Raw genomic sequence first — 10,495 nt, 5'->3', positions numbered from 1 at the left:
CTTAAGGGCAGCTTACCCTTGTTATCCATAAGGTATAGTGAGGCTAAGAATTGGTTGGCAAAGCTCATATCCATGACCTCACTTGGATGCCCCTCGGCTGCCACGAGGTTTACGAGTCTCCCCTCAGCCAGTAGATATATCTTTCTCCCATCCCTTAACTCATACTCTGTAACATATGGTAGCACATGTCTCTTAGACCTTGCTAACTCCTCTAGATCCGGTATCCATACCTCTACATTGAAATGTCCAGCATTAGCCAAGATAGCCCCATTCTTCATTTTCTCGAAGTGCTCCCTCCTTATAACAGCTTTATTACCGGTTGCAGTTATGAATATATCGCCTATCTCAGCGGCTTCACTCATGGGCATTACCTCGAAGCCATCATATATTGCTTCAAGAGCCCTTATGGGATTGACCTCTGTGACTATGACTCTTCTGGCTCCAAGACCCCTGGCTCTCATCGCTATGCCTTTACCAACCCAGCCATAACCAGCTACTACAACTATTTTTCCAGCTATAAGGATGTTGGTGGCTCTAAGTATTCCATCGAAGGTGCTCTGCCCGGTTCCATACCTATTGTCGAACATGTGCTTTGTATAGGCATTATTCACGGCTATCACAGGGTATTTAAGTAGCCCTTCTCTCTCCAAGGCTTTAAGCCTTATAACCCCTGTAGTAGTCTCCTCTGTACCACCGATTATTTGTTCAGCAAGGTCTAGGTGTTTCTCATGTATTAAGGCGTGGAGATCAGCACCATCATCCAATACTATTTGCGGCCTCCACTCAATTATTTTCTCAAGGCACCAGTAGTATTCACTGGAGGACTGCCCTCTCCAGGCATACACGTGTACACCGTATTCGACTAGGGCAGCCGCTATATCGTCCTGTGTTGAAAGCGGATTACTTCCAGCTAACACGACCTCTGCCCCCGCATCAACGAATGCCTTCATTAATACAGCCGTCTCCTTGGTTACATGAAGGACGGCGCCAACCCTAACTCCTTTAAGGGGTTTTAAAGCACTGTGCCGTTTCCTCAGCAGCATCAATACCGGCATGTTTTGCTCAGCCCAGGAGATCTTCGCATTCCCCTGTGGAGCTAGAGCGAGATCTTTAACCTTATACTCCATATAATCCACCCTCACGGCTATAATAGTTTAGAATCCATGTATCGCTTTAAATATGAGGTTTATCTCAACCAGGTTGAAGCAAGCAGGGAAACGCAGACGCTTCATCAGCACATACTTTTAAAACCATTGTTTAATCACTAGGAATAAAAGATGGGTGTGGCTTATTGGGTAACTCTATTGGCTCTGATAAGGGAGTAGCTAGGCCGGGGAAGATCCTGTACTCGTTTATAATATCGAATCCATGGTTATACCCCTTCATCTACGCCATATACTCTACACAGGGGGCGAGCATAGAAGAGTTAAGGAACATTATTGATTTAAGAATGCAGCTGGTTAAGAGGGCATTATGGTGGCTGGTTAAAAGCGGGATAGTGGAGGAGAAGGGAGGGAGGTTTTATATTAGGAGAGAGTACATGGACTACGTTAATGAATTAAAGTTATCTACATGCATACTAAAGGACACCTATATTCTCAGAGTGAAAGACGCCCACATAGTTGTAGCGGTGAGAAATGGAAGGATAATTCACTGGGCTGTACCCAGTGAATTATATGATAAGGTAGTGGAATTAGAGAAAAACACCAATGTTGTTTTCACCAGTGGAGAAGTATCCCAGGCACTTGCAATAGATATTGGGACAGCCACCAAACTAGTGAAGCTGAGGAGGCTTATTAAGGAGTGCTGGGGGAATCCCCAAGGTATTAGTAGTGATTAAATCATTAATTATATATTTATTGTGAATCATTCCTAATAAGTAAAATATGATTCAGGACATATCCCTGGTGTGGAAACTGGTGCATCAAATATGGGGTTGATTACTATCCAACTAGCTAGGGAGTTATTTTATACGATCACCTTGCTGGTATGGGTAATAATAGTGGTTTACCCATTAACCCGTTACACATATAACCTGATGATTAAGCATGGTACATCACGTATAAAGGCTGTCTACTATAATAGGAAAATCATACACATACTCGCCGGAGGCGTGGTATCTATTCTAATACCTCTATTACGCTATGAAACACCCTACACGATTATACCCATGATAATTATATTAGCTGTAGCCGTATACCTACCACATAAGAAAGGGCAACTACTCTATTGGTTCCAGGACCCAGATAACATTAACGAGGTACACTTTATAATTATGTGGGGAGTAGTCATGGTTTTATCATGGATTATTTTCAGGGACTGGATATATGGGGTTATACCGGTTTCATTTATGTCGTTTGGAGATGGAGTAACAGGTATTGTTAGAAACCTCTTATACAATAAGAGAAACAAGTCCTGGTATGGTAACCTAGCCATGCTCGTGGTTACAGCTCCAGTAGGGTACATCCTGGCTGGGATAGCCGGTTTAATATCAGCTATAGTGGCAAGTATAGTAGAACACTTCGAGGTAAGTAAGAGAATAGATGACAACATCACTATACCGTTGGCAAGCTTCTTCACCCTTATAATATTCATCCACCTCGGGATCTAACCGGGCCAACCACAAATACCGTTCGCCTGAGAGCAGTTTTCATCGTCTTTTATGATCATCCCCGGATTCCTCGTGGTTATACTTCAGCCCTTAACGTGGTTTCCCGGGGGGTCTCGGGAGCTGGGTCCACCAGTAAATCTATAGCCTTGATTTAGGATCCATAAGCTTCCTGGAGATGTATATTCGGCCTACCCATAGCTCTAAGAAGCATAGAAGAACACACCCAGCATTTCAGCCCTGATCATCGGGGAAGTCTTTTACAACTGAAAAACCTCACACCTCAGGGCAGGGAGAGGTCAGATTAAGGGATTAGAAGTGTTTATTTAAATACCCTCAGGATTCAAAATAATCCTTGATACGTGGAGGGGTGTAGGAATAGTGAAGATGTGGCTTGAGGAAGAATGGGAAGAGGAATGGGAAGAAGAGTGGGAAGAGGAAGAATGGGAAGAAGAAGAGTGGGAAGAAGAGGAATGGTAGAGACACTACAGTAATCCCAGTAAGACAGACAAGTTTTTTACAAGTAATCTTAAACAGTCTTCACCGCTTTTGGGTTCTTCAACAGGTCTACAATTCCCTGTTATACTCCTCGATGAGGGAGACTGGGTTTCGGTGCTATCCCTGTATACTTTTACCAGATAGTATTCGTTATCCTTACTGAACATCTTTCTTGCTTCTAAAAGCATCTCAGATATTTGATTATAACCTGTTGAGAGCATCATTAATAGTAGCCCTTTATTTCTAAACCTGGTTAACCTGTCCTCGTATATTATTAAATGTATTGCTCCCTGAATTATCTGGGAGACATTTGAAACCATACTTCGAGGAATAATGGCTAGGACACTGTTATCAGCGGGGTTTAAGGAGGCTATTTCTTCATCAAGAGAATCACATGTCTTGCTACAGATACCTATCTCTACATAGATATCTCTACCTAGGAACCGTATCCTGTAAGTGTTACCTAAAAGCCTGGAGACATCGAGTATGTTGTTACTCATTGCTTGGCCGCTGCCTCACGTTTCAAGCGGAGAGACACTAGATGCGTGACATATCCAGCTATTAAATTCCGCATCTTCTTGGACTGTGTCTCCACAAGCCTGGATACAACTACCTTATTATGCTGGAAATCATGGGTGAATAGGTCCGGGTATTTCTCCAGTAGATCACGTGCCGTTCTCTTAACTATTCTGATCCTTACCTTACCCATATCCATCACTCCACTGCTACTTTTACAACCATACCTGTTTAACAGATTGTATAGAGGATTTTTAAAGATTGAAATATGTACCCACAGTCATCACTTCTTCTCGGCACTGTTTTCCGTAGAAACCAAATCTTTATAACCTGGTTTAACTAGCATTAGTTAAGACGTATAGGGAATGGTGGAGGAAGTGGTTAAGCTCTGCCCTAGATGTGGAAGCCCATTAATACCTGTTAAGAAAGACGGGGAGACTGTTCTAAAGTGCAATAAATGCGGCTACGAGGTTAGGATGGATAAGAGGAGAGAGAAGTACAGTGTTAAATACCAAGTAGACGCCAGCAAAAGGGTTGTAACGGCACAGGCAACTGAGACCAAGGAAACAAAGCTTTCACCGGAGGAAAGAGAGATTCTTAGCGAGTACTATGAGGTCCTTTTAGAGGAGTTAGAGCGGGAAGAAGGTAGCTCAGAGGAGTCTGATTAGTTAAGCTCAGCCATTCTTTTCCTCATCATAGATTCCTCAGAGCCGTCACCAGTCATCATGCTGTGGAAGCCGCTCTACCGAGATAAAAATACGTAACTATAATTTTTATATCTCATAGAGCGGGCAACCAGCCAAGTAATATATTAATACTGCTAGAGGGGGTGTAAATGGTTAGGACAGCTGTAGTGGATAGAAACTATTGTAAACCAGATAAATGTAGTCTTGAATGTATTAGGTTCTGCCCGGTCAACAGGGGGAAGAGGAAGAAGGCCATAGAGTTAAGCAGCGACGGCAAGTATGTTATAATATACGAGGAGACATGTATAGGATGCGGTATATGTGTTAAGAAATGCCCGTTTAACGCGATATCAATAGTTAATCTACCCGACGAGCTTGAGAAAATACTTGTCCACAGGTATGGGGAGAACATGTTCAAACTATATAATCTACCAGCACCAAGGACAGGCGGCATCTTAGGCGTGATAGGTAGAAATGGTGCCGGGAAGTCCACCAGTATAAAAATACTGGCTGGCCAGATAAAGCCGAATCTGGGCAACTATAGTAATCCACCTGAATGGGATGCAATAATAAGGTACTTCAGAGGCAGCGAGCTACAATCATACTTCACGAAGCTCGCTAACAACGAGATCAAGGCGGTTGTGAAACCACAGTATATAGAGGCAGCTAGGAGAGTCTTAAAGGGAAGTGTTAGAGAGCTTATTATGAAAGCTGATGAGAGAGGCTTATGGCGCGACATAATCGATGAACTTAACCTCTCTCATCTCCTTGATAGAAAGATAGGTGAGCTAAGTGGTGGAGAGCTACAGAAATTCCTGGTCGCCGCTGTACTGGTTAAAAACGGTAATGCTTACTTCTTTGATGAACCCTGCAGCTACCTAGATATAAGAGAGAGGATAAGGGTTGCTAGCGCTATAAGAGAGTTCAGCAACTATGAAAAAAACTACGTTGTAATAGTGGAGCATGACTTAATGGTGCTGGACTATATGAGTGATAATATAGTAGTCGTCTATGGTGAACCCGGCGTATACGGTATAGTATCGAAGCCCTATGGAACTAGGACAGGGATAAACCATTACCTCAAAGGGTATCTACCAGCTGAAAACATGAGAATTAGGGATGAGGAGCTTAGATTCAGGATACATATGCAGGAGAGAAGGGATGTTGCCACCACATACCCTGTGCTTAAATGGGATGCTATAGAATACCGGTATGAGTCATCAGGGTTTAAACTACGTGTAGAACCCGGGGAGGCGTATGCAGGGGAAGTACTTGGAATAGTGGGCCCTAATGGTGTTGGGAAAACCACCTTCCTGAAACTACTTAATGGGGAAATAGAGTCCCCTGAGAAAGCCATATTAATATCTGCTGAGAAAGTGAGCGTGAAACCACAGGAGTTATCCCCTAAAGTATTCAGTGAGGAGACAGTGATGGCTAACCTTAAATCAGCCTCGCCGGCAGCCCTCGATCCATCGTCATGGCTATACAACGAACTGGTGAGGAAACTTGGATTAAATAAGATGCTTGATAGAAGGGTTGACGAGCTGAGCGGTGGAGAATTACAGAAACTAGCCGTAGCCGTTGCCCTTGCAAGGGATGCCGATCTCTACTTCCTAGATGAGCCCTCAGCATACCTCGACGTCGAGGAAAGGATCACTACTGCGAAAACCATACGTAGAATAGTGGAGGAGAAAGGTAAGACTGCTCTTGTAGTGGAACACGACCTACTTATGCAGAACTATATCTCCGATAAAATAATAGTGTTCCTGGGTAAGCCCGGTATAGAGGGTTATGCCTCCGGCCCAGTGGATATTAGGACAGGCTTTAATAGGCTCCTCAAGGAACTAGATATAACTGTGAGGAGGGATAGTGAGAGCGGGCGTCCAAGGATAAATAAGCCGGGCTCTGTGATGGATAGGGAGCAGAGGACTCGTGGGGAATATTATCTACCTGATTAAATCTTTTAAACAAATAATGAAATAAATAAAATTACTCTTATAGAAATATTTATTAGTTTTTCATATAAATACTTAAACATGGTGTAAGCATGGGTATGAAGATTACTCTCTCAGTTATCAAGGCAGACCTAGGCAGTATAGCAGGCCATCACATGCCCCATCCAGATCAATTAGCTGCTGTAACAAAGATGCTTGCTGAGGCGAAGCAGAAGGGGTTAATAGTAGATTTCTACGTCACCCATGTTGGAGATGATATCCAGTTAATAATGACACATACGAAAGGACCAGATCACCCGGATATCCATGGCTTGGCCTGGGATGCCTTCAAGGCGGCTACGAAGGTAGCCCGCGAGCTAAAGCTCTACGCGGCTGGCCAGGATCTTTTATCAGAAGCCTTCTCCGGTAACGTGAAGGGACTTGGCCCAGGTGTGGCTGAGCTTGAAATGGAGGAGAGGGAGGCTGAGCCAGTTATAACGTTCCACGCGGATAAAACAGAGCCAGGCGCATTTAACCTACCTTTATTCAGAGTGTTCGCCGATCCATTCAATACCGCTGGGCTCGTAATAGATCCCAAGATGCATGATGGATTTGTGTTCGAAGTATATGATGTATTCGAGGGGAGAAGCGTTTTATTGAAGTCCCCCGAGGAAATGTATGATATACTCGCGTTGATAGGTACTCCTGGCAGATACATTGTTAGGAGGGTATATAGGAAGAGCGATAATCTACTAGCCGCCGTTGTCAGCGTTGAAAGACTTAACCTCATAGCAGGCAGGTATGTTGGTAAAGATGACCCAGTTGCCATCGTGAGGGCGCAACACGGGTTACCGGCTGTTGGCGAGGTACTGGAAGCATTCAGTTTCCCACACCTGGTAGCTGGGTGGATGAGGGGAAGCCACCATGGGCCATTGATGCCTGTGCCAATGAGGTACGCTAGGGTGACAAGGTTTGATGGCCCGCCTAGAGTCATAGCCTTAGGATGGAATATCTCTAATGGGAAACTAATAGGACCGGCTGATCTATTCGATGACGTAGCATTTGATGAGACAAGGAGGTTGGCTCAATTCATCGCTGAGTATATGAGAAGACATGGACCCTTCATGCCCCATAGACTTGGACCCGAGGAGATGGAGTATACAACGCTGCCACTAGTGCTTGAGAAGCTAAAGGATAGATTTGTAAAAAGTGAGGAAGCCAAGGTAGTGAAGAAGCATAGTGATATGCTATCCGGAAGCTAAGCTCACAGCCGAGACATGGTGGATGAGACATGGTTAAGCCAGTGCTAGCTGTGAATTTTAAGGCCTATTACCCCCATAGTTTTGGTGAAAACGCTTATAGATTAGCAAAAGACGCTGTCAGGGTGTGGAGAGAGACCGGTGTAGAAGTAATACTTGCACCACCATTCACCGAGTTGAAAAGCGTTATTGAAGCCGTGAAAGATACTGGGGTAAAGGTATTCGCCCAGCATGCTGACCCAGTGGAGCCCGGGGCTATTACAGGGTTTATACCATTAGAGGGGTTGAAGAACCTGGGGGCACATGGTGTAATACTGAACCATAGTGAGCATAGGCTAAAAATCTCTGATATAAACTATTTGGTTAAGAAGGCAAGGAGACTTGGCATCGAGACACTTGTATGTGCGGATACGCCTGAAACAGGTGCTGCTGTAGCAGTACTGGGACCGGACATGGTTGCCGTAGAACCGCCCGAGCTAATTGGAACAGGTGTAAGCGTAAGCAAGGCTAAGCCGGAGGTAGTGACTAACAGTGTAGACATGATTAGACGGGTCAATAAAGACGTAGCCATACTAACGGGTGCTGGGATAACGACTGGCGAGGACGCCTACATAGCTGTGAAACTCGGCACAATAGGGGTCTTAGTAGCCTCCGGGATAGTGAAAGCAAAAGACCCCTATCAAGTAATGAAAGAAATGGCTGAAGCCATGCTCAAGGGCCTCGCCTAAACCATAAACCTCTACATGTCTATGTTTTTAACTGCTTACCTGAACCATGCCTTATATATTAAACCGTAGCGGGTTGTGTCTGGCACGGCTCGGTTCATCACGGCTTCGTATGTGCCCCCATCGGCTCCTCCACACTGGAAAACACTGTGTGGAGTTACTGCCTGGAGCTAGTGGCCTCGGAGACATCCGATACGTCCATAAGCACTGTATAGTCAGATTTACAAGTTTTGCCAGCCAATGAAGTTCTTGGGACTAAATCCTTAGGAAAATATACACAAACCTATAAATCAGAGACAATACACTATTAAAGTACCCACGATCTCCTCCCTACCCTGAAGGATTGGGATTCCTGTTGTAATAGTGAGGGCGCTTAACTTTATAACGCTCCTTGTTGAATCTTTTATAACCAGGTATGCCGCCGTAGCTCAGCCCGGTGGAGCGCCGGCCTCGTATCGGCTTATTGAACCGGAGTCGTTGGAAAGCCGGTGGACGCGGGTTCAAATCCCGCCGGCGGCTTCTTCATAAGTTCTAAATTATTTGTCTAATCCTTATTTCATGTATACTTGTCTGAGGCTTTGCATATGTCTCAACAACTATATCGCCAGGTCTTAGATAATTCTGTTTAACTAGTGTCTCAACCAGTTTTTCAACGCCCACCTCATACTCCTTTTCAAGGTTATCCTGGATGACCTGGGACATATCAGTGATTTCCAATCCATACTTTATCGATAGCTTTTCAGCCAGGAACCGGTTGCTTACGCCTATATAGACTTTGATCTGCGGCCTATATTTTGAGACTAGTGTAGGCATTCTACCAGTCTTACTATAACCTACTATAGTGCCTCCGAGGCTCTCAGCTAGTAATACGAGTCCCTGTACGTATTTATCCAGGAGATTCATAGCTTTGATTGTGCCTCTATACTCGGATATTAGTGCCCTGGAAAGCTCGGACTCGGCTGCCTCAATAATTCTCCTAGTCCATCTAACTACTTCAACAGGGTATTTCCCAATAGCTGTCTCATTAGTGAATAACACTGCGTCGACGAGATCTTCCACGGAATTATATAGGTCTACTACATCACTCCTACTAGGCCTTGGATTATTCACCATGGACTCCAATATCTCTGTTGCAATAATCACGGTCTTACCATGTTTAATTGCCTCCCTTACTATCTCCTTCTGTATCAATGGTAGTTTCTCGAGAGGGAAGTGAAGCCCTAGATCTCCTCTTGCAACTATCACTCCATCAACCACCTCGATTATCTCACCCATATTTATGAATCCGCTCCTCGTCTCTATCTTTGCTATGAAGCCGGGCATCCATCCATGCCTGGATAATACATCCTTCGCCAATTCCACATCCTTCAGGCTCCTAACATAGCTTAGAGCAACGAAGGTCGCTTTTACATCGCTAGCGAACTTAAATACTCTTCTATCCACCTCACTGGGAAACGCCACCGGGTACTCCTTCCCCTCTATAACAACCTTCTTCCTGGGTTTCACAACCCCATCGTTTAACACTACCACCTCTACGAAGTCCTCACCGGTGTTAATTACTCTGAATGATATCTCGCCGTCCCCATAGAGTATAATGTCCCCGGTTGAAGCGGCTGTGTAAAACTCCTTGGCTGGAACAATAATTATCTTTTTCTCTCCACCATTACCCGGGTTCGATGAAATTACAACGTTATCGCCTTGCTTTACAGTGAACTCCTGGAAATCACCGCTTCTAACCTGGGGACCCGGTGTATCCAGTATTAGTGGAATAGCTTTGCCGAGATCGCTGGACGCGTCTCTAACTAGTTTAACATATTCTATCCAAGTATTCTCATCACCATGAGCACAGTTGATCCTAAACCCGGCTACACCCTCCTTGATCATTTTCTTAATTACATTGTAATCACGAATACTGGGTCCAAGGGTCGCTATTATTTTCACCCTACCCAACACGAGGCACCTACAGCTTGTTAATTACATCTATTAGTTTAACCCCCTTAACAAGCCCGCGTTCTCTGGCCTTACTTGTTGAATCGCTTATTTCTTTAGCCAGCATGTCCTCGACTGTTCTAACACCCTGGACTTTCACAGCAACCACGCCGAGTCTCTCAGCTGCCTGTACATCGAGAAGCCCACACATGGCAAAGCCTTTTTCACCTATTAGAATAACTGCAGGTGGACTATTTGGAAGCGAGATCTCGATCCCGATTAACTTCTTACCCTCCACATTAACCTCTCTTATACGTATAAAATCTGAAACGCTCATCAT

11 protein-coding genes and 1 tRNA gene are annotated in these 10,495 nt (G+C 44.6%); 7 read left to right on the top strand and 5 right to left on the bottom strand.

Going from position 1 to position 10,495, the window contains the following annotated elements; all coding sequences use genetic code 11:
- Positions 1–1,127, bottom strand: a 1,127-nt coding sequence (gene ahcY, locus ACP5N5_RS03485; RefSeq protein ID WP_428132980.1) for an adenosylhomocysteinase, incomplete at its 3' end; no start/stop codon positions are given.
- A 164-nt stretch (positions 1,128–1,291) separates the two neighbouring features.
- On the opposite strand from ahcY, the gene ACP5N5_RS03480 reads away from it, so the two are divergent.
- Together ACP5N5_RS03480 and ACP5N5_RS03475 are read left to right on the top strand one after the other, a co-directional pair.
- Positions 1,292–1,840: a hypothetical protein gene (locus tag ACP5N5_RS03480; protein WP_428132977.1), complete on the top strand. Its 549-nt coding sequence runs from the start codon at positions 1,292–1,294 to the stop codon at positions 1,838–1,840.
- Positions 1,841–1,930: 90 nt separating this feature from the next.
- Positions 1,931–2,611 carry a dolichol kinase gene (locus tag ACP5N5_RS03475; protein WP_428132973.1) on the top strand — a complete coding sequence of 227 codons (681 nt, stop codon included), beginning with the start codon at positions 1,931–1,933 and terminating at the stop codon, positions 2,609–2,611.
- A 482-nt stretch (positions 2,612–3,093) separates the two neighbouring features.
- On the opposite strand, the gene ACP5N5_RS03470 is transcribed toward ACP5N5_RS03475, so the two are convergent.
- Positions 3,094–3,606 carry a hypothetical protein gene (locus ACP5N5_RS03470; RefSeq protein WP_428132971.1) on the bottom strand — a complete coding sequence of 171 codons (513 nt, stop codon included), beginning with the start codon at positions 3,604–3,606 and terminating at the stop codon, positions 3,094–3,096.
- The gene (locus ACP5N5_RS03465) at positions 3,603–3,815 is read right to left on the bottom strand and encodes a 30S ribosomal protein S17e (RefSeq protein ID WP_042667871.1); all 213 of its coding nucleotides are present in this window, start codon (positions 3,813–3,815) and stop codon (positions 3,603–3,605) included. Before ACP5N5_RS03465 ends, ACP5N5_RS03470 begins: the two co-directional genes overlap by 4 nt.
- Before the next feature lie 184 nt (positions 3,816–3,999).
- Here ACP5N5_RS03465 and ACP5N5_RS03460 point away from each other — a divergent pair, with 184 nt between their 5' ends.
- The 5 genes from ACP5N5_RS03460 to ACP5N5_RS03440 all read left to right on the top strand — a co-directional run bounded on the left by ACP5N5_RS03460 (position 4,000) and on the right by ACP5N5_RS03440 (position 8,745).
- Positions 4,000–4,290: a zf-TFIIB domain-containing protein gene (locus ACP5N5_RS03460; RefSeq protein ID WP_048058921.1), complete on the top strand. Its 291-nt coding sequence runs from the start codon at positions 4,000–4,002 to the stop codon at positions 4,288–4,290.
- A gap of 167 nt (positions 4,291–4,457) precedes the next feature.
- Positions 4,458–6,266 carry a ribosome biogenesis/translation initiation ATPase RLI gene (locus ACP5N5_RS03455; RefSeq protein ID WP_276814222.1) on the top strand — a complete coding sequence of 603 codons (1,809 nt, stop codon included), beginning with the start codon at positions 4,458–4,460 and terminating at the stop codon, positions 6,264–6,266.
- Positions 6,267–6,355: 89 nt separating this feature from the next.
- Positions 6,356–7,504 (top strand): fructose-1,6-bisphosphate aldolase/phosphatase, encoded by a 1,149-nt coding sequence (gene fbp / locus ACP5N5_RS03450; protein ID WP_042666718.1) that lies wholly within the window; start codon positions 6,356–6,358, stop codon positions 7,502–7,504.
- A gap of 29 nt (positions 7,505–7,533) precedes the next feature.
- The gene (tpiA, locus tag ACP5N5_RS03445; protein ID WP_012608913.1) at positions 7,534–8,229 is read left to right on the top strand and encodes a triose-phosphate isomerase; all 696 of its coding nucleotides are present in this window, start codon (positions 7,534–7,536) and stop codon (positions 8,227–8,229) included.
- A 414-nt stretch (positions 8,230–8,643) separates the two neighbouring features.
- Positions 8,644–8,745 (top strand) — tRNA-Thr (locus ACP5N5_RS03440).
- A gap of 12 nt (positions 8,746–8,757) precedes the next feature.
- Here the strand turns inward: ACP5N5_RS03440 and pyk are convergent.
- Together pyk and ACP5N5_RS03430 are read right to left on the bottom strand one after the other, a co-directional pair.
- Positions 8,758–10,179, bottom strand: coding sequence for a pyruvate kinase (pyk, locus tag ACP5N5_RS03435; RefSeq protein ID WP_428132965.1), 1,422 nt, complete (start codon positions 10,177–10,179; stop codon positions 8,758–8,760).
- 7 nt (positions 10,180–10,186) lie between these two features.
- Positions 10,187–10,495: YunC family protein (locus ACP5N5_RS03430; protein WP_428132963.1), on the bottom strand; the 309-nt coding region annotated here is incomplete at its 5' end.

The organism is Desulfurococcus sp. (genome assembly GCF_049970475.1).
Classification (GTDB): domain Archaea; phylum Thermoproteota; class Thermoprotei_A; order Sulfolobales; family Desulfurococcaceae; genus Desulfurococcus; species Desulfurococcus amylolyticus.
This window is presented reverse-complemented; position numbering and strand designations above follow the sequence as displayed.

Bases quoted from the DNA above. Each gene is read 5' to 3' on its own strand.
- ACP5N5_RS03475 (WP_428132973.1), top strand. From the start codon at position 1,931: ATGGGGTTGATTACTATCCAACTAGCTAGGGAGTTATTTTATACGATC.
- ACP5N5_RS03470 (WP_428132971.1), bottom strand. From the start codon at position 3,606: ATGAGTAACAACATACTCGATGTCTCCAGGCTTTTAGGTAACACTTAC.
- ACP5N5_RS03465 (WP_042667871.1), bottom strand. From the start codon at position 3,815: ATGGGTAAGGTAAGGATCAGAATAGTTAAGAGAACGGCACGTGATCTA.
- ACP5N5_RS03455 (WP_276814222.1), top strand. From the start codon at position 4,458: ATGGTTAGGACAGCTGTAGTGGATAGAAACTATTGTAAACCAGATAAA.
- fbp (WP_042666718.1), top strand. From the start codon at position 6,356: ATGGGTATGAAGATTACTCTCTCAGTTATCAAGGCAGACCTAGGCAGT.
- tpiA (WP_012608913.1), top strand. From the start codon at position 7,534: ATGGTTAAGCCAGTGCTAGCTGTGAATTTTAAGGCCTATTACCCCCAT.